The organism is Micrococcus porci (genome assembly GCF_020097155.1).
Lineage (GTDB): Bacteria > Actinomycetota > Actinomycetes > Actinomycetales > Micrococcaceae > Micrococcus > Micrococcus porci.
Window position 1 is genome coordinate 38,345 of sequence record NZ_CP083691.1, and the last position, 19,195, is coordinate 57,539.

At 75.0% G+C, this 19,195-nt stretch carries 13 protein-coding genes and 2 tRNA genes; 7 read left to right on the plus strand and 8 right to left on the minus strand.

Features of this window, described 5'->3' with window-relative positions:
* Positions 1-35: 35 nt before the first annotated feature.
* Entirely contained in the window at positions 36-2,213 is a 2,178-nt protein-coding gene (locus KW076_RS00160) for a RecQ family ATP-dependent DNA helicase (protein WP_224355631.1), read from the minus strand.
* A gap of 86 nt (positions 2,214-2,299) precedes the next feature.
* Between KW076_RS00160 and KW076_RS00165 the strand changes: the two genes are divergently transcribed.
* Together KW076_RS00165 and KW076_RS00170 are read left to right on the plus strand one after the other, a co-directional pair.
* Positions 2,300-2,743, plus strand: coding sequence for an RrF2 family transcriptional regulator (locus tag KW076_RS00165; RefSeq protein WP_224355632.1), 444 nt, complete (start codon positions 2,300-2,302; stop codon positions 2,741-2,743).
* Positions 2,744-2,849: 106 nt separating this feature from the next.
* Complete coding sequence (locus KW076_RS00170; RefSeq protein WP_224355633.1) at positions 2,850-4,037, plus strand: globin domain-containing protein; 1,188 nt, start codon at positions 2,850-2,852, stop codon at positions 4,035-4,037.
* A gap of 82 nt (positions 4,038-4,119) precedes the next feature.
* On the opposite strand, the gene KW076_RS00175 is transcribed toward KW076_RS00170, so the two are convergent.
* The gene (locus tag KW076_RS00175; protein WP_224355634.1) at positions 4,120-5,964 is read right to left on the minus strand and encodes a phosphoenolpyruvate carboxykinase (GTP); all 1,845 of its coding nucleotides are present in this window, start codon (positions 5,962-5,964) and stop codon (positions 4,120-4,122) included.
* A gap of 240 nt (positions 5,965-6,204) precedes the next feature.
* On the opposite strand from KW076_RS00175, the gene KW076_RS00180 reads away from it, so the two are divergent.
* Positions 6,205-6,278, plus strand: a tRNA-Arg gene (locus KW076_RS00180).
* 112 nt (positions 6,279-6,390) lie between these two features.
* On the opposite strand, the gene KW076_RS00185 is transcribed toward KW076_RS00180, so the two are convergent.
* The 4 genes from KW076_RS00185 to upp form a co-directional block, all read right to left on the minus strand.
* Complete coding sequence (locus tag KW076_RS00185) at positions 6,391-7,401, minus strand: peptidoglycan recognition protein family protein (protein WP_224355635.1); 1,011 nt, start codon at positions 7,399-7,401, stop codon at positions 6,391-6,393.
* A gap of 67 nt (positions 7,402-7,468) precedes the next feature.
* Positions 7,469-7,993, minus strand: a complete 525-nt coding sequence (locus tag KW076_RS00190; protein ID WP_224355636.1) for a SixA phosphatase family protein — start codon at positions 7,991-7,993, stop codon at positions 7,469-7,471.
* Positions 7,994-8,081: 88 nt separating this feature from the next.
* A complete protein-coding gene (locus KW076_RS00195; RefSeq protein ID WP_224355637.1) occupies positions 8,082-8,867 on the minus strand; it encodes a winged helix-turn-helix domain-containing protein in 786 nt (261 codons plus the stop codon).
* 409 nt (positions 8,868-9,276) lie between these two features.
* On the minus strand, positions 9,277-9,912 hold the full coding sequence (upp, locus tag KW076_RS00200; protein WP_224355638.1) for a uracil phosphoribosyltransferase: 636 nt from the start codon (positions 9,910-9,912) through the stop codon (positions 9,277-9,279).
* Positions 9,913-10,012: 100 nt separating this feature from the next.
* Between upp and tadA the strand changes: the two genes are divergently transcribed.
* Positions 10,013-10,471, plus strand: coding sequence for a tRNA adenosine(34) deaminase TadA (gene tadA / locus KW076_RS00205; protein ID WP_239238923.1), 459 nt, complete (start codon positions 10,013-10,015; stop codon positions 10,469-10,471).
* A 50-nt stretch (positions 10,472-10,521) separates the two neighbouring features.
* A tRNA-Ser gene (locus tag KW076_RS00210) sits at positions 10,522-10,612 on the plus strand.
* Between the two features lie 94 nt (positions 10,613-10,706).
* Here the strand turns inward: KW076_RS00210 and KW076_RS00215 are convergent.
* Entirely contained in the window at positions 10,707-11,816 is a 1,110-nt protein-coding gene (locus tag KW076_RS00215) for an alpha/beta hydrolase (RefSeq protein WP_224355640.1), read from the minus strand.
* 141 nt (positions 11,817-11,957) lie between these two features.
* On the opposite strand from KW076_RS00215, the gene KW076_RS00220 reads away from it, so the two are divergent.
* Together KW076_RS00220 and KW076_RS00225 are read left to right on the plus strand one after the other, a co-directional pair.
* Positions 11,958-12,416 (plus strand): 23S rRNA (pseudouridine(1915)-N(3))-methyltransferase RlmH, encoded by a 459-nt coding sequence (locus KW076_RS00220; RefSeq protein WP_224355641.1) that lies wholly within the window; start codon positions 11,958-11,960, stop codon positions 12,414-12,416.
* Positions 12,409-17,766: an Lhr family helicase gene (locus KW076_RS00225; RefSeq protein WP_224355642.1), complete on the plus strand. Its 5,358-nt coding sequence runs from the start codon at positions 12,409-12,411 to the stop codon at positions 17,764-17,766. The genes KW076_RS00220 and KW076_RS00225 overlap by 8 nt, the downstream gene beginning before the upstream one ends.
* Here KW076_RS00225 and brnQ read toward each other — a convergent pair.
* Positions 17,743-19,098: a branched-chain amino acid transport system II carrier protein gene (gene brnQ / locus KW076_RS00230; RefSeq protein ID WP_224355643.1), complete on the minus strand. Its 1,356-nt coding sequence runs from the start codon at positions 19,096-19,098 to the stop codon at positions 17,743-17,745. The two genes, KW076_RS00225 and brnQ, sit on opposite strands and share 24 nt — an antisense overlap.
* Positions 19,099-19,195: the final 97 nt, after the last annotated feature.

The window sequence follows — 19,195 nt, forward strand, 5'->3', positions numbered from 1 at the left end:
GAGGCGTTCCCCGCACCTCCGCCGTTCTGGATCTCTCAGCCGTTCTGGGCGAGCACGAACGGCAGCACGCCCTGCGCGCCGGTCCCGCGCAGCACGCGGGCCGCCTCGGCGAGGGACCAGCGGGAGTCCGCGAGGTCGTCCACCAGCAGGACGGGGCCGTGGCGGCCGGCGTCGGGGGCGGTGGCGAGCATGCGGGCCATGCCCTCCGGCACGGCGAACCGCCCGTGGACGGAGGCCAGCCGGTAGGCGCTGTTGCCGCCCGGGCCCGCGGTGGGCCCGCCGCCCACGAGCTCGAGGGGGCCGAGGAACGGGAGTCGGCCCTGGCCGGCCAGCCCGCGGGCCAGGGAGTCCACGAGCTGCGGCCGGCCACGCGAGGGCATGGCCACCACCGCGATGGGCCGCTCCTGCCACCCCCACTCCGCCAGGACCCGGACGGCGGCCTGCAGGACCTCCTCCGGGACGGGGGCGTCCGGGGCGGCGAGCAGCTCCCGCAGGCGGGAGCCCCAGCCCAGGTCCGTCAGGCGGGCCAGGGCGCGGCCCTCCTCCGCCTGCTCCGCCGGGGAGATGCGCCCCTTCACGGGCACGTGGAGCCGGTCCATGCCGGAGGGCCACATCCGCCGCGGCTCCAGGGGGACCCCGGTGCGCCGCAGTGCCCGGTCCGCCTGCTCCCGCGCCGCGCCGTCCCAGCCGGTGGGGTACCAGGGGCCGGCGCAGACGTCGCAGCGCCCGCACGGCGCCGCCGTGGGGTCGTCCAGGGTGCGGGCGAGGAACTCCATGCGGCAGGTCTGCGTGGTCTGGTAGTCCAGCATGAGCCGCTCCTCCGCCCGCCGAGCCTCGGCCACGCGGGCGTAGCGCTCGGCATCGTAGGTCCAGGGGCTGCCGGTGGCGCGCCACCCTCCCCCCACGCGCTCCACGGCGCCGTCCACGGACAGCACCTTGAGCAGCAGCTCGAGGGCGGTGCGCTTGACGGAGACCACCGGCTCCAGCGCGGCCACGGACATCGCCCCGCCGGACTCCTCGAGGGCCTCCAGCACGGCCCTCGCCTGGACCTCGTCCGGCATGGAGGCCGTGGCGAAGTACTCCCAGATCGCCCGGTCCTCCTGCCCCGGCAGCAGCAGGACGTCCGCGTGGTCCGTGCCTCGGCCGGCGCGTCCCACCTGCTGGTAGTACGCGACCGGCGAGCTGGGAGCCCCCAGGTGCACCACGAACGTCAGGTCCGGCTTGTCGAACCCCATGCCCAGCGCGGAGGTGGCGATCACGGCCTTGACACGGTTGTCCTTGAGATCCTGCTCGATCCGTGCCCGCTGCTCCGGGTCCGTCCGCCCCGTGTAGGCCACGACCTCGTGCCCGGCCTCGCGCAGGGCCCGCGCGGTGTCCTCCGCCGCGGAGACGGTCAGTGCGTAGACGATGCCCGAGCCGGGCAGCTCCCCCAGGTGCTGCAGCAGCCAGGCCAGGCGCGCCGCCGGGGAGGGCAGGCGCAGCACGCCCAGTCGCAGCGACGCCCGGGCCAGCGGGCCGCGGAGCACGAACACGTCCTGGCGGGACTCCACGTCCAGCTGCTCCACCACGTCCTGCACCACGCGTGCGTTGGCGGTGGCCGTGGTGGCGAGCACAGGCACCGCCCGCGGCCCGGATGAGGGCAGCAGGCGGATGAGGTCGCGGATGCGGCGGTAGTCCGGGCGGAAGTCGTGCCCCCAGTCCGAGATGCAGTGGGCCTCGTCCACCACCAGCAGCCCCATGCGGGACACCAGGTCCGGGAGCTGCTCGTCCCGGAAGCGCGGGTTGGTCAGCCGCTCCGGGGAGATGAGCAGCACGTCCACCTCGTCCGCCTCCAGCGACCGGCGCACGTCCTCCCATTCGGTGGCGTTGGCCGAGCTGAGCGACGCGGCGCGCACCCCGGCCCGGGCGGCCGCCGCCACCTGGTCCCGCATCAGGGCCAGCAGCGGCGAGACGATCAGCGTGGGCCCGGCGCCGCGCGCCCGCAGGAGCAGGGACGCCACGAAGTACACGGCGGACTTGCCCCAGCCGGTGCGCTGGACCACCAGGGCCCGCCGCCGGTGGGCCACGAGGGCCTCCACGGCCTCGTACTGGCCGTCCTTGAACTCGGCGTCCGGACGACCCACCAGAGCGCGGAGCACGCCCAGCGCCTCCGCGTACAGGGCGGGGTCCGCGACGGCGGCCGGACGGGCGGGATCCTGCGGCGAGGTGCTCATGGGCGCCAGTCTGCCACCGGCCCCCGACGCCGTACGCGGTCCGGGAGGCACGGCAACCCTGCATGTCAGGGTGGGACAATGGGCCCATGAAGCTCACCGCGTTCACTGACGTCTGCCTGCGGGTCCTGATGACCCTCGGCCGGGACGCGGGGGCCAAGATGACCAGCCAGGAGATCGCGGACCGCATCGGCGTGCCCTACAACCACGTGGTCAAGGCCGTCGGCGAGCTGCGCCGTCGGGGGCTGGTGGACGTCGCCCGCGGGCGCGCGGGCGGCGCCGTCATCACCGAGGCCGGCCTGGACCAGCGGGTGGGCGAGCTCGTGCGCGCCCTGAGCGGCCGTCCCGAGGTCGTGGACTGCGAAGGCCTGGAGAGCGGCACCCCCTGCCCCCTGCTGGAGGCGTGCAGCCTGCGCGGCGCGCTCGCCCGCGCCCGGGAGGCGTTCTTCGCCGAGCTGGACCGGCAACGGGTCCGGGACCTGGTCTCCCTGCCCGCCGAGTTCCTCGGGCTGCGGCGGCTCCCCGGTGCCTGAGCGGAGGGGCCGGGACCACCGGAGGAGGCGGGTCGCGCGGGCGGCGGACGAGGAGTAATCTCACCTCGGAAATACCATTTATCGCCGCCCGCCCCAGGAGGACCCCATGCTGTCCGAGAAGTCCCGCCCCGTGATCGAGGCGACCGCCGCCGTCGTCTCCGCGAACATGCCCCAGATCACGCCCGCGTTCTACGGCCACATGTTCGAGGCCCACCCCGAGCTGCTCGACGGCACCTTCTCCCGCGCCAACCAGCTCAACGGCGAGCAGGCCCAGGCACTGGCCGGCTCGATCGTGCACTTCGCCGCGCACCTGCTCGAGCACCCCGACTCCCTCCCGGAGGCCGTCCTCGCCCGCATCGCCCACAAGCACACCGCCCTGGGCATCACCGAGGACCAGTACCAGGTCGTCTACGAGAACCTCTTCTGGGCCATCGCCCAGGTCCTCGGCGACGCCGTCACCCCCGAGGTCGCCGAGGCCTGGACCGAGGTGTACTGGCTCATGGCCGACGCCCTGATCACGCTGGAGAAGGACCTCTACGCCGTCCAAGCGAACGACAGGATGTGGACCGACTGGAAGGTCGTCGCCAAGGAGCCCACCGGCAACGCCGCCGTGACCTTCCGCCTCGAGCCGGCCGACGACACCCCGCAGACCCCCGGCCGGCCCGGCGGCTACGTCTCCGTGCGCGTCACGGTCGCCGACGGCCTGCGCCAGGCCCGCCAGTACTCCCTCTCCGAGTCCGCCTCCTCCACGGGGCAGCGCGTCATCACCGTGAAGCTGGACGAGGCCGGCGAAGTCTCCCCCGTGCTCATCCAGGAGGTCGAGGTCGGCGACGTCGTCGAGCTCTCCAACCCCTACGGCGACATCACCCTCCAGGACTCCGACGCCCCGCTCGTGCTGATGACCGCGGGCATCGGCATCACCCCGGCCGCCGCCATCCTCGACTCCCTGGCCGCCTCCGGCTCGCAGCGCGAGGTGCGCGTCCTCCACGGCGACGCCTCCTGGGACTCCGTGGCCCTGCGCGACCAGGTCCTCGAGGACGTCGCGTCCCTGCCCCACGCGCAGGCCGACCTCTGGTTCGGCGTGGCGCCGGAGACCGCCCCCGAGGGCGTCTCCGTCCACGAGGGCAAGGTGGACACCGCCGCCGCGGCCCTCCCCGAGGGCGCCGACTACATCCTCTGCGGCCCCCTGGCCTTCATGAAGTCCGAGCGCTCCGCCCTCATCGAGGCCGGCGTGCCCGCCCCCAGGATCCGCTACGAGATCTTCGGCCCGGACCTCTGGATCGCCGCCACCTGATCCCCCGCACCACGACGCCGGCCCCTCACCTCCGAAGAGGTGAGGGGCCGGCGTCGTTCCGGCCGGTCGGGCCCGAGACCGATCAGGCCTGGGCGAACCGCGCCTTCTGCGCCTCGAAGCGGTCGCGGATGGCCTGGGGCAGCGACTCGCCGAACCGGCCGAGCCACTCCTCGATGAGCTCGTTCTCCTCGGCCCATTCTGCGGCGTCGACCTTGAGGGCGTCCTCGAGGTCCTCGGCCGACACCTCGATGCCAGACAGGTCGAGCGAGCCCGCGGCGGGCACGAGGCCGATCGGGGTCTCCTCGGCCCCGGCCTTGCCCTCGAGGCGCTCCACGACCCACTTCAGGACGCGGGAGTTCTCGCCGAAGCCGGGCCAGGCGAAGCCGCCGTCGCGGTTGCGGCGGAACCAGTTGACCAGGTAGATGCGCGGCAGCTTCTCCGGGTCGGCCTTGCCGGACTCCTTGACCCAGTGGGCCAGGTAGTCGCCGGCGTCGTAGCCGAGGAACGGCAGCATGGCCATCGGGTCGCGGCGCACGACGCCCACGGCGCCGGCGGCGGCCGCGGTGGTCTCCGAGGAGAGGGTGGCGCCCTTGAGGATGCCGTCCTCCCAGTCGAAGGCCTCGGTCACCAGCGGCACGGTGGTCTTGCGGCGGCCGCCGAACAGGATGGCGTCCAGCTTCACGCCCCGCGGGTCGCGGTACTCGTCGGCCAGCATGTCCGTCTGCTCGATGGGCGTGCAGAAGCGGGAGTTCGGGTGGGCAGCCGGGGTGCCGGACTCGGGTGTCCAGTCGTTGCCGCGCCAGTCGGTGAGGTGCTCGGGGACCTCGTCCGTCATGCCCTCCCACCACACGCCGCCGTCGTCGGTGAGGGCGACGTTGGTGAAGATGGAGTTGCCCTTGGAGATCGCGCGCATGGCGTTCGGGTTGGTGGACCAGCCGGTGCCGGGGGCGACGCCGAAGTAGCCGGTCTCCGGGTTGATCACGCGGAACTCGCCGTCCTTGCCGGCGCGGATCCAGGTGATGTCATCGCCCAGGGTCTCGGCCTTCCAGCCTTCGATCGTGGGGTCGATGAGGGCGAGGTTGGTCTTGCCGCAGGCCGACGGGAAGGCGCCGGTGATGTGGTAGGACCGGCCCTCGGGGTTGGTCAGCTTGAGGATCAGCATGTGCTCGGCGAGCCAGGCCTCGTCCCGGGCCATCACGGAGGCGATGCGCAGCGCGTAGCACTTCTTGCCGAGCAGGGCATTGCCGCCGTAGCCGGAGCCGAAGGACCAGATGGAGCGCTCCTCGGGGAAGTGCACGATCCACTTGGTCTCGTTGCACGGCCACGGCACGTCCTGCTCGCCCGGCTCCAGCGGGGCGCCCACGGAGTGCACGGCCGGCACGTAGAAGGCCTGCTCGCGGGACATCTTGTCCAGCACGTCCTGGCCGATGCGGGCCATGATGCGCATCGACAGGACCACGTAGGCGGAGTCGGTGATCTCCACGCCGTACTTCGGGTCCTCGGCGTCGAGGTGGCCCATCACGAACGGGATCACGTACATGGTGCGGCCGCGCATGGAGCCGGCGAAGGCGTCGTCGAGGATGCCGTGCATCTCCTTCGGGTCCATCCAGTTGTTGGTGAACCCGGCGTCCTCCTCCTTCTCGGAGCAGATGAAGGTGCGGTCCTCCACGCGGGCGACGTCCGCGGGATCGGAGAAGGCGGCGTACGAGTTGGGGAGCTTCTTCTCGTTCAGCTTCGTCAGCGTGCCGGCCGCGACGAGCTCGGCGGCCAGACGGTCGTACTCCTCCTGGGAGCCGTCCACCCAGTGGACCGCGTCCGGCTGCGTGAGCTCGGCGATCCCGGCGACCCACTCGCGCAGCTGGGCGTAGTCGGTCGGGGCGTCCTTGGTCGCGAGCTCCGTGAACGAGGTGGTGGCGTTGTCTGCCATGCTGGAGAGTCCTCCCGATCGGTCCTGAACCGTCCCGTACCCACCCCGGGCGTGCACACCCGCGACGGGTGCACCACGTCCTTGTGGCTGCACGGTCGGCTCCAGACTACCCGAGGTGGCCGGCCCGAGACCCCGCTCACCCCGGGTGACGAGCGACGACGACGCCGGTCGGACCCCGGTTTTGCATCCTCGCCGGACCGCGTGTATAGTTCTACGAGTTCGCCCCGCAGGGGAGAGCAAGCGCCCATAGCTCAGCTGGATAGAGCGTCTGTCTACGGAACAGAAGGTCAGGGGTTCGAATCCCTTTGGGCGCACAGTGGAAGGCCCCCTCCTCGGAGGGGGCCTTCGCCGCGTCGGGAGCCGGCGGTGCCGCCTGGGCCCGGGAGCGCGACGGCGATCGCCGTACCCCGTCCGCGGGGCGCCTGCTCAGCGCCGCCCCGCGGCCTCGAGCGCGGCCCAGGTCAGCGGGCCCGTGAACCCGTCCTGGGCCAGGCCGCTGCGGCGCTGGAAGGCGCGGACGGCCGCCGTCGTGCGGGCGGCGTAGAGGCCCGTGCGCGGCACCCGGTGACCGGCCGTCGTGAGCAGGGCCTGCACCCGCTTCACATCCGCCCCGCGGGAGCCCGGGCCGAGCACGCGGCGGGAGGCCGGCGCCGCGGCGGAGGGCGTCGTCGTCGCGGCCCTGCGCGGGTCGGCCGGGATGGACGCGGCCCGCCCACTCGGGTCGCTCACGCTCAGGCGGCCCGTGGCCAGGGTGCGCGCCACATCCGCGCGGAGCACCCCGAGTCGGGCGTGGAAGGCGCCCCCGGGGCACTGGGTGGCCATGAGGTCGCCGTGGCCCACGATGTCCGCAGGGCGGATCCCGTACTGCCGGCAGATGTGCGCGGCGAGCTGCACGAGCGCCCGGTACTGGGCGGGCGTGGGCAGCCCGGTGACGTAGGACCCCTCGCACTCGATGCCGATCTTCCCCGTGTTCTGCCCGGAGACGTGCGCTCCCTTCACATGCCGGTCCCCCGCGCGCAGCGCCGCGAGCGAGCCGGCGCGGCCCTCCAGGCAGTGGCCGCCGCGGGAGACGGTGAAGTGCTGCCCGGAGTCGTCGAATCCACGGCCCATGTGGTCCTGCTGGCAGGCCCGGGCCAGCCCGTACGCATGGGCCAGGGAGGTCTCCGCCGTGTTCGGGGACGCCATGTGGTGGATCACCAGCCGGGTCGGGCGGGCGCGGACCACCTCGGCCGCGCTGCGCGGGGACCGGGCGCCCCACTGGGCGGTGGAGTGCACCACCGGGCCCGCGAACGCGGCCGCGGGGACGGCGCCCGCGGCCGCCGCCCCGGCGGCTCCGGCGGCGGCCAGGCCCCCGACGAGCACGGCGCGACGACCCGGGGACGCCGCGGCAGGAGGGACGGGGGCGTGCTGGACATGACGGGGCAGGGCGTGCTTCACGAGTGCTCCAGGGGATGCGGTGCGGTCGGGATGGGGGCGGTGGGAGGCGTCGGGGGATCTCGACGCGTCAGCGGCCGGGGACGGCGAAGTGCGTGAGGGCGGCGTCGCGCCCGTCGAGCTCGGCCCAGGGCGTGTCCACGCGGAACACCTGCAGACCGAGTGTGGGCAGATGCTCGGCCATCTCCAGGGCGGCGTCCTGGTCCGAGTCCAGGCTCATCAACCGCATGCCGAGGTTCTGCAGCCAGGGCATGTGGCCCACGACGATGAGGCTGCGGACGGTCTCCTCGGTCTCGTTCACGACGGCCAGGGCGCGGGCGGCGTCGGCCTCGTAGAGGCGGCGGTCCAGGTAGGCGGTAGGCGCCCGCTCCCCCAGGCGCTGGGCCACCCACACCCAGGTCTGCCGGGTGCGCAGGGCGTCGGAGACGACGGCCGCCTCCGGCGCGATGCCGTGCTCCAGCAGCCAGTCCCCCGCGGCCGGCGCCTGGGCGTGGCCGCGGGGGGCGAGGGGACGGTCGTGGTCGTCCACACCGGCGGGCCAGTCGGCCTTCGCGTGGCGCAGCAGGACGAGGGTCTTCGCGTCGGCCGGGCTCATGCCCCCAGGCTACGACGACGACGCCCTTCCCCGCCGATGCGGGCGAGGGGCGCCGTCGCGGCGGGCCCGGCCTGCGGCGTCTGCGGCCTCAGATGGAGTACTCGGGGGCCGCCCAGACGACGACCTCGGGGTGGCGGTAGAACCGGTAGCCCTGGCCGCGGACCGTGCGCACGGTGTTGGCCAGACGGCCGAGCTTGGCGCGCAGGCGGCGGATGTGCACGTCGATGGTGCGCTCGTTGGGGACCTCGTCCGAGTTCTTCCACAACGCGTCGAGCAGCTCCTCGCGGCCCACGGTGCGCTCGCCGTTCTCCACGAGGTAGTTGAGGAGCTCGAACTCCTTGAAGGTGAGGTTCAGCGCCTCGCCGTCCAGCTGGACCTCCCGGCGGGAGAGGTCGATCAGCACGCCGGGCTGGCGAGTGGACACCGGGGCGGGGGCCTGCGCGAGGTCGGGGCGCGCGGCACCCTGGACGGTGGGGTCGCCGAGGACCTGGCGGACCACCTCGAGGTCGCGGCCGGCGGCGCCGGCGGGGGCCAGGGCGACGGCGGCGTGGGACTCGGCCCCGGGGACGAGGGACTCCACGTAGTGGCGCAGCTCGTTGGCCAGACGGGTCAGGGACGTTCCGGCGGCGGAGGCCATGAGCTCGTCCATGCCGACGTAGATGACGAAGCCGCGGGCCTCGTTCTCCCGGGCCACCGCCTGGGGGCCGGGGATCCCGCTGGGGGCCAGGACGGGGGTGGGCGCCGTCTGCGGGGGCGTGGGCTCATGGCTCGTGCCGCCGGCCAGACGGAGGTCGCCGCGGCGTGCCCGGGAGACGTTGGCGCGGCGCTGCGCGTTGCGCACGGAGATATGGACGTAGCCGGCGGTCTCACCCATGACGATCACTCCCTGTTCTTCGAGCCTCGCCGGATCCCTGCTCAATCCGGCGACGACGTCATATGACAAGAATGTGACGACACATTGTGGACGCGCAAGTCACGAGGACCTCACCGTCTCACTATGTGGACTTTTCGGCATCCAAAGTGATGAACGTCACTATTCCGTGGGTCGAATACTCTCCCAGGGTCCCCTTCGACACCTCCTCGCACCCCCTTGCGGGATGATCCGCCCCTCGAGGCCGCCCGGTTCCGACCCGGCGGAATATTTATGCGACTGCCCGCCTCGGCCATCGTGGCCTCGCCCACATGACGGCGCCCCCGATCCGAAGATCGGGGGCGCCGTCGTCCATCCTGTGGACGCCGCTCCCGCACGCGGCGATCCGGGGCGGCCCGCAGGCCGCCCGGGCTCACTCGGCCAGGCCGTAGAGGCGGTCGCCGGCGTCGCCGAGGCCGGGGACGATGTAGGACTTCTCGTTCAGCCGCTCGTCGACCGCGGCGAGGTACAGCTCCACGTCCACGTCCCCGAGGGCCTCCTCCAGGCGGGCCACGCCCTCCGGTGCGCCCAGCAGGCAGAGACAGGTGACACGTTCGGCGCCGCGCTCGTAGAGGAAGCGGATCGCCTCGATGAGGGTGCCGCCCGTGGCGAGCATCGGGTCCAGGACGAACACGTGACGGCCCGTGAGGTCCGCGGGCAGGCGCTCCGCGTACGTGACGATGTCCAGGGTCTCCTCGTTGCGGGCCATGCCCAGGAAGCCGACCTCCGCGGACGGGGCCATCTTGGTCATGCCCTCGAGCATGCCCAGGCCGGCGCGCAGGATCGGCACGACCAGCGGGCGCGGGCGGGCCAGGGTGGTGCCCACCGTGGTGGCCACGGGGGTCTTCACCTCGACCTCCGTCACGGCGACGCCGCGCGTGGCCTCGTAGGCGAGGAGCATGACGAGCTCCTCGGTGAGCTGACGGAAGATCATGGACGGGGTCCGCTCGTCCCGCAGGACGGTGAGCTTGTGGGCCACCAGGGGGTGGTCGACGACGTGAAGGCGCATGGCGCCCACGCTACCGCGCCCCCCGTAGCCTGGGGCGGTGACGCCCGCCGCAGCCCCGCCCCCGACTCCGGCCCCGACCTCCGCGCAGGAGCACGCCTGGATGGGCCTGGCCCTCGACGCCGCCCGCACCGCCGGCGAGGCCGGGGACGTCCCGATCGGCGCGGTCCTGGTGGACGGCGACGGTCGGGTGCTGGCCGCCGTGGGCAACGAGCGTGAGCAGCACCACGACCCGACGGCGCACGCCGAGGTCCTCGCCCTGCGCCGCGGCGCCGCCGCCCTGGCCGCCCGCGGGGACGCCGACGGCTGGCGGCTGGCGGAGTGCACGCTGGTCGTCACCCTGGAGCCCTGCCCCATGTGCGCCGGCGCCCTGCTGCTGGCGCGGATCCCGCGCGTCGTGTTCGGGGCCTGGGATCCCAAGGCGGGCGCCTGCGGCTCCGTCCTGGACGTGGTGCGGGACCCCCGCTTCAACCACACCGTGCAGGTGCGCGCCGGCGTCCGCGGGGACGAATGCGCGGCCCTGCTCGTGGACTTCTTCGCCGCGCGGCGGCCGGGCGGCTGACCCGGCGGGTTTGGGGGCGACGGCGCGGCTCGGGTAAGGTGTCCTGGTCTGGTGACGTGTCCGAGCGGCCGAAGGTGCAGCACTCGAAATGCTGTGTACGGTAACCCCGTACCGTGGGTTCAAATCCCACCGTCACCGCCAGATTCCCGGAAGCCCGGAGGCATCGCGCCCCCGGGCTTCCGTCGTCCTCGGGGTCCCTCGCCCCCGGGTCCCTCATCCCCCGGAGCGCCGCAGGTCAGCGCCGCGGGCGGGGCATGGCCACGTCCAGGAACGCGGCCACGGCCGACCAGGAGATGGAGCCGTGCACGGCCTGCCGCGGCAGCCCGGAGCGGACCACGTCCGTGCGGCCCACCCGGCGGGCCATCATCTGCAGGTCGTGCCCGGCGCCCTCCACGGAGTACATGGCCACCGGCACGCCCGCCCCGACGTACGCCTGGTAGAGGCCGCGGCTCTGCACATAGGGGACCTCCCGGTCCGCGCGGCCGTGGACGATCAGCGTGGGCGGGGCCGCGGGCGTGACGTGGACGGCGGGGTTCGCCAGCCGGGCCAGCTCGGGGCGGGCCATCACGGGGGCGCCGAGCATGCGGGACTTGGTGGAGGCGTCGTCCAGGTGGCAGTGCCGGGTGTGGTTGCGGCGGTCGTACTCCTCGCACGCCCCGCGGGGCATCTGCACGTTCATCTGCAGGAAGTCGACGGGCGCGAAGCAGTCCACGATCGCCTGCACCCGGTCCTCCTCCGGGATGGCGTGCCCGCCCTCGGGCACCTCGTCCCCCGGCGCGGGCACGGCCGAGCGGTCCAGGTCCCGGCCGCCGGTGAGACCGGCCATGAGGGCGTTCCACCCGCCGGAGGAGTTGCCGCCCACGGCGATCCGCCCCGGGTCCACCCGCAGCTCGCCCGCGTTCTCACGCAGGTGCCGCACGGCCGCCGTGGCGTCGAGGACCTGCGCCGGGAAGGCGTCCTCCCGGGCGCTGCGCACGGAGAACGCGGCCACGGCGTGCCCGGCGGGCACGAGGCCGCGGGCCACGGCGTCGCCGCCCTGGAAGCCCCGGTCCGAGCGCCAGCCGGAGCCCGCGTTCCACGCCAGCACGGGGAACGGGCCCTCGCCCTCGGGCAGGTACAGGTCCATGCGGCCGGCCGCGCCGGGCAGGTCCGCGTACACGATCCCACTGATCACGGTGGTGCCGAAGAGGGCGCCCATGGTCTGCCGCAGCGCCGGGGAGTCCACGGGCGAGCCGTGGCCCAGGGCCGTGGCGGTGCCGCCCACGGCCAGGGCGCCCAGCCCGAGGCCCAGCAGGGTGCGCCGCCGCACCCGCGGGGCGCGCGCCGTCGAGGTGTCACCGCCCATCCGCGCACCTCCATGCCGCCCCGGGGAACCGCGGCCCGCTCACCGGGCCGCGAGCGCGAGCCTAGTCGAGGCCGGGGCCCGCCCCGCCCGGGGCGACAGGGCGCGCCTACGGCGTCGGGGGCCGGTGTCATGATGGTCCTCATGGCAGTGCGCGTGGTGGCGATCGGCAAGAGGCATGAGTCCTGGGTGTCCGAGGGGATCACCCGGTACGAGAAGCGCCTGAAGAAGCCCTGGGACCTCACCTGGCAGCTGCTGCCGCACTCGTCCCGGCAGGAGGACGCCGCGCGCGCGGAGGAGTCGGAGCGGATCCTGGCGAAGGTCGGCCCGGACGAGCAGCTGATCCTGCTGGACGAGCGCGGGAGGGGGTTCGACTCCCCCGGGCTGTCCGCGCACCTGCAGGGGCAGTTCGACCTCGGCCGCACCGTCACCCTGGTGATCGGCGGCGCCTACGGGGTGGACGCCTCCGTCCACGCCCGCGCGGACCGCGTGTGGTCCCTGTCCGGGCTGGTGTTCCCGCACCAGCTCGTGCGCCTGATCCTCGCCGAGCAGGTCTACCGCGCCCAGGAGATCGCCGGCGGGCGGCCGTACCACCATGCGTGAGGACGGCGGGGAGGGCCCCGCACCCGAGGAGGCGGCGCCGTCGCCCGCCGCGGTCCCGGACGCCGACGCCGTCCTGGCCCGGTTCAGCGAGCCCACCCGGCGCTGGTTCACGGGCGCGTTCGCCGCGCCCACGGCCGCCCAGCTGGGCGCGTGGGATGCGATCAGCTCCGGCCGGCACGCCCTCGTCGTGGCCCCCACCGGCTCCGGCAAGACCCTCTCCTCCTTCCTGTGGGCGCTGGACTCGTTCGTGCGCGAGCCCGCCGAGCCCGACGTCTCGGCCACCCGCGTCCTCTACGTCTCCCCGCTGAAGGCGCTCGGCGTGGATGTGGAGCGGAACCTGCGGGCCCCGCTGATCGGCATCACGCAGACCGCCCGCAGCCTGGGCGCGCCGGTGCCCGAGGTGCGGGTGGGGGTGCGCTCCGGGGACACCCCGGCGGCGGAGCGGCGCCGCCTGCAGCAGGACCCGCCGGACATCCTCATCACCACCCCCGAGTCCCTGTACCTCATGCTCACCTCGAAGGCGCGCTCGGCCCTGAGCGGCGTGCGCACCGTGATCGTGGACGAGGTGCACGCGGTGGCCGGCACCAAGCGCGGCGCGCACCTGGCGGTGTCCCTCGAGCGCCTCGACGCGCTGCTGGACTCCCCCGTGCAGCGGATCGGCCTGTCCGCCACGGTCGAGCCGGCCGCCGAGGTCGCCCGCTTCCTGGGCGGCGTGCAGCCGGTCACCGTGGTCCGCCCCGTCTCCGCCAAGCGGTGGGACCTCACCGTGACCGTGCCCCTGCCGGACATGACGGACCTCTCCACGCCCCCGCCCTCCGCGCTCGACGCCGGCAGGGACGGCGCGGCGGCCGGCGTCCCCGGGGAGGCCACGGGCGGCTCGATCTGGCCGCACATCGAGGAGCGGATCGTGGACCTCGTGGCCCCGCGCCGGTCCACGATCGTGTTCGCCAACTCGCGGCGTCTGGCCGAGCGGCTGACCGGCCGGCTCAACGAGATCTGGGAGGCCCGGCAGGAGGCCGCGGCCGCCGTCCACGACCCCGACCTGGTCCCCGGGTTCCGGACGCCCTCCACCGCCGGGGAGGTGCTCACCGACTGGCTGGGCACCGCCACCGGGCAGACCCCCGCGGGCGCGCCCCGGCCGCCCGGGGGCTCAGCGGCCACGTCCTTCCCCGCCCAGGTGGCGGGGCAGACCGGCACCGGCTCCGGCACCGTCAGCGACTTCGCCCGCGCCCACCACGGCTCCGTGTCCAAGGAGCAGCGCGCCCTCGTGGAGGAGGCGCTCAAGACCGGGCGGATCCGCTGCGTGGTCGCCACCAGCTCGCTGGAGCTGGGCATCGACATGGGCGCCGTCGACCAGGTGATCCAGGTGGAGTCCCCGCCGTCGGTGGCCTCCGCCCTGCAGCGCGTGGGCCGCGCCGGCCACCAGGTGGGCGAGGTCTCCCGCGGCGTGTTCTTCCCCAAGCACCGGGGCGACCTCGTGGACACCGCCGTGGTGGCCGAGCGCATGGCCGCCGGACGCATCGAGGCGCTGCGCATCCCCCAGAACCCCCTGGACATCCTCGCCCAGCAGACCGTGGCCGCCGTCGCCCTGGAGGACGTGGACGCGGAGGAGTGGTTCGACCTGGTGCGCCGTTCCGCCCCGTTCTCCGCCCTGCCCCACTCGGCCTACGAGTCCGTGCTGGACCTGCTGGCGGGCCGCTATCCCTCGGACGAGTTCGCCGAGCTGCGCCCGCGCATCCTCTGGGACCGCGAGCTCGGAGAGCTCTCCGCCCGGCCCGGGGCGCAGCGGCTCGCCGTGACCTCGGGCGGCACCATCCCGGACCGCGGCCTGTTCGGCGTGTTCCTGGCCACCGAGGCCTCCGACGGCGCCCCCGGCGGGGCCGCGCTCGGGGACACCGCCGAGTCCGCGTCCGGCGCCTCCTCCGGGTCGAAGCGCTCCGGCGGACGCCGCGTGGGCGAGCTCGACGAGGAGATGGTCTACGAGTCCCGCGTGGGCGACGTGATCCTGCTCGGGGCCACCAGCTGGCGCATCGTGGACATCACCGCGGACCGCGTCCTCGTCCTGCCCGCCTACGGCCAGCCCGGCAAGCTGCCCTTCTGGCGCGGCGACGCCGCCGGCCGCCCCGCCGAGCTGGGCGACGCCGTCGGCCGCTTCCGCCGCGAGCTCGACGCCGACCCCGACGCCGCCCGGGACCGCCTCGCCGCCGCCGGCCTGGACGAGTGGGCCCGCGAGAACCTGCTGACGTACCTGGCCGACCAGCGTGAGTCCACGGGCCGGCTGCCCACCGAGCAGGCGCTCGTGGTGGAGCGGTTCACGGACGAGCTCGGCGACTGGCGCGTGGTGCTCCACTCGCCGTACGGCATGGCCGTGCACGCCCCGTGGGCGCTCGCGGTGGGGGCGCGGCTGGCCCAGCGCTATGGGCTGGAGACCGGCTCCGGCGCCGCCATGGCCGCCGACGACGGGATCGTCCTGCGCGTGCCCCTGATGGACGCCGAGCCCCCGGGCGCGGAGCTGTTCGAGTTCAGCGCTGAGGAGCTGGAGGAGATCGTCACGGCCGAGGTGGGCGGCTCCGCCCTCTTCGCCGCCCGGTTCCGGGAGAACGCGGCCCGGGCCCTGCTGTTGCCCCGCCGCGACCCCGGCCGGCGCACCCCGCTGTGGCAGCAGCGCCAGCGCTCGGCGCAGCTGCTGGACGTGGCCCGCAAGTACCCCTCGTTCCCGGTGATCCTGGAGACCGTCCGCGAGGTGCTCCAGGACGTCTACGACCTGCCCGCGCTGAAGGACCTGGCCGGGCGGATCGCGAGCCGGGCCGTGCAGATGGTCGAGGTCACCACCCCCGCGCCGTCCCCGTTCGCGCAGTCGATCCTCTTCGGGTACGTCGCGCAGTTCATCTACGAGGGCGACTCTCCCCTGGCCGAGCGCCGCGCCGCCGCCCTCTCCCTGGACCCCGCCCTGCTGGCCGAGCTCCTGGGCACGGAGGAGCTGCGCGAGCTGCTCGACCCCGAGGTCATCGCCCGGGTGGAGGCGGAGCTGCAGCGCACCGCCCCCGACCGGCGGGTGCGCGGCGCCGAGGCCCTGGCCGACCTGCTGCGGATCGTGGGCCCGCTGTCCGTGGCGGAGGCCGCCGCGCGCACCCTGCCCGTGGAGGACGCCGCGCCCGCGCCGGCCGACGAGGCCGCCGCCGGCGCCCCCTCCGCCGCGCACCTCGCCGCGGTGACCGCGCACCTGGAGGGGCTCGAGCGCACCGGCCGGGCCTACCGGGTTCGGCTGAACGGCGAGGAGCGGTTCGCGGCCGTCGAGGACGCCGCTCGGCTGCGCGACGCCCTCGGCGCCCCCATCCCCCTGGGCGTGCCCGTGGCGTTCCACGAGCCCGTCGAGGACCCCGTGGGCGATCTCGTCTCCCGGTACGCCCGCACCCATGGTCCCTTCACCGCCGCCGAGGCGGGCGCCGCGCTGGGACTGGGCGGCGCCGTCGTGCTCCCGGTGCTGCAGGCCCTGGCCTCCCAGCGGCGCGTCTCCCAGGGCGCGTACCGGCCGGACGGCACACCCGGGGCCACCGGGCTGGAGGCCGAGTGGATCGCCGCGGAGGTCCTGCAGAAGGTGCGGCGCCGCTCGCTGGCCGCGCTGCGCGCCGAAGTCGAGCCCGTGGACCAGGCCGCCTACGCCCGATTCCTCGCCGACTGGCAGCACCTGCGCCCCCGGCCCGGGCGGCCCTCGCCGGCCACGCTGGAGGGGGTCGACGGCGTCGCGACCGTCCTGGACCAGCTCGCAGGCGTGCCCCTGCCCGCGAGCGCCTGGGAATCGCTCGTGCTGCCCTCCCGCGTGCGGGACTACACGCCGGGCCTGCTGGACGAGCTGCTCGCCACCGGCGAGTACGTGTGGTCCGGCACCGCGGACGCCCCCGGCAACGACGGCTGGGTGGCGCTGCACCCCGCCGACGCCGTGGACCTCACCCTGCGCCGCCCCGAGCCGCCCGCGCAGGACGTCGCCGCCGAGCGCCTGACCGCGCGGGACCACCTGCTCACCGTGCTCGCCGGCGGCGGGGCCTGGTTCTTCGGGCCCCTCGTGGAACGGGTCCGGGCCGACGCCGCGCGCGCGGCGGAGGCGGAGGCCGGGGGCGAGGACGGGCCGCGCGACCCCCACGCCGCCGCGGCCACCCTGCCCCGCGGCCCCGTGATCCTCGAGGCGCTGTGGGACCTGGTGTGGGCCGGGCGCGTCGGCAACGACACGTTCGCTCCCATCCGCGGCCTGCTCTCCCTCGGGAAGACCGCCCACCGCACCGGTCGGCAGACTCCGCGGGCCCGCACGGCCCGCACCGGCGGGGCGGCCCTGTCCGCCGCCGGGACGGGCGGCCGCGGGCTGGGCGGACGCCTCGCCGGGGTCCGTGGGCGCGGCCGGTACGCCGGACTCGCCGCCCCGGGCTCAGGCGCCGGCGCGGGGACGCTGCCCGGCGCCGGGCTGGTGGGCCTGTCCGCCGCGGAGGAGGCCCGCGCGGCCGGGCGCTGGAGCCTGCTCCCGGACCCCGAGCCGGACCCCACCATCCGCGCCCACGCCGCCGCCGAGGTCCTCCTGGACCGCTACGGCGTGATCACCCGCGGCTCCGTGGTGGCCGAGGAGGTGCCCGGCGGGTTCGCCGGCCAGTACCAGCTGCTCACCCGCATGGAGGACGCCGGCCAGGTCCGCCGCGGCCACTTCGTGGACCGCCTGGGCGGCGCCCAGTTCTCCACGGGCGCCGTGGTGGACCGGCTGCGCTCGTTCCAGCGGGACGAGGACGGCCCCTCCCCCGCCGAGGAGGAGCCCGCGCCCCGGCTGGACGCGTTCGGGATGCCCGTGGACGAGTCCCCGCGCACGGACTGGTCCGGCTGGGTCGCCGACGGGGTCGGCGGGTGGACGCCCGCCCCCCAGGGCCACGGCGCGGGCATGGGCACAGTCGGCGGTGCCGCCGGCGCCCGCGAGGAGCCGCTGCCCCCGGCGCTGGCGCTCGCGGCCACGGACCCGGCCAACCCCTACGGCGCGGCCCTCGACTGGCCGGATCTGCCCGCCGGCCCGGACGGGGTGGCCCCCACCGGCCACCGCCCGGGTCGGAAGGCGGGTGCCGTCGTCGTGCTGGTGCACGGGGCGCTGGCGCTCTACATGGAGCGCGGCGGGCGGACGCTGCTGGCGTTCACGCAGGACGGCCCGGTGCTGCGGGCCGCGGCGCAGGCGCTCGTGTGGGCGCTGCGGGCGGCCAGGACGGACAAGCTGAGCCTCGAGAAGGTCAACGGGGGGCCGCTCCTCGGCACCCCGTTGGCCGAGGCCCTGCTGGCGGCCGGGTTCTACTCGTCCCCGTCAGGCATCCGCTACCGCAGCTGAGCGGCCGCGCCCGCGGGCGGCTTCGAGGACGAGGCCGACCACAAGGCCGACGAGGGCGGGGACGACCCAGCCGAAGCCGTTCTCGTACCAGGGAAGGATCCGCCCGGCGAGGTCGGTGAGCGCCGTGACGGGCCCCGTGGCGGCGAGCGTCTCCGGGAGGGCGGCCAGCAGGTCGAAGACCGCGGCCACGGCGGTGAAGGCGACCACCGCGCGGGCCACGGTCAGGTGGTGGCGGACCCAGCCCCAGCCGAGGCCCAGCGCGATGATCACGATCGCGAGCGGGTAGAGGAACATCAGCACGGGGATGGACCAGGCGATGATCGCCTCGAGGCCGAGGTTGGCGATGACCAGGGAGACGAGCAGGAACACGGACGCCCACACCCGGTAGGAGCCGGGGAACATCTCGGCGAACATCTCCCCGCACGCGACGATCAGGCCGATGCTCGTCTTCAGGCAGGCCGCGAGCACGATCGCGGCGATGAGCCAGGTGCCGGCCGGGCCGAAGTAGTGGCTGGCCGTGCCCGCGAGGACGGCGCCGCCGCTGGCCGCCCCCGGCAGCGCGCCGTGGCTGGTGGCGCCGATGTAGGCCAGCGCCCCGTAGACCACGGCCATGCCCAGGCCGCCCACGATGCCGGCCTTGCCCAGCTCCACGGCGAGCCGGCGCGGGGAGTCCACGCCCAGGCGGCCGGCCGCCTCCACGATCAGCACGGCGAACGCCAGGGAGGCGAGGGCGTCCATCGTGTTGTAGCCGTCCAGGATTCCGGCGGTCAGCGCGCCGTCGGCGTAGGGGCCGGCGGGCGCGGGCAGGTCGCCGGAGGACATCGGGGCGACGACGGCCGCCACCGCGAGCGCGCCGAGCAGGAGCAGGAACACGGGGGTCAGGAAGCGGCCCACCCAGTCCAGGAGCCGGCCGGGGCGGAAGGCCGCCACGGCCGCGACCCCGAAGAACACGAGGGTGAACACGGGCAGCCAGGGCCCGTCCCCGGCCAGGGGTGCGACGCCGATCTCGTAGGAGACCGTGGCGGTGCGGGGGATGGCGAAGAGGGGGCCGATCGCCAGGTAGAGCAGGCAGGTGAAGGCTGTCGCGAACCACGGGGAGATCGGGGCGGTCATCTCCCGGACGGACCGGGACCGGGTCAGGGCCGAGGCGATGATGCCCAGCACCGGCAGGCCCACCGCGGTGAGGAGGAAGCCGAGCGTCGCGGGGACGACCGCGGAGCCGGCGTCGCGGCCCAGGCCCGCGGGGAAGATCAGGTTGCCGGCGCCGAAGAACAGGCCGAAGACGAGGGAGGCCAGCAGCAGGGTCTGGCCGGGGCGCAGGCGCGCGGACATGGGGGGTGCCTCTCGGGCGGGGAGACGGGACGGGGATCGACCCTAGCGCGCCCCCGGGGACCGGTGCGGGACGCCGCGGCGGCGGCCGGGTAGGTTC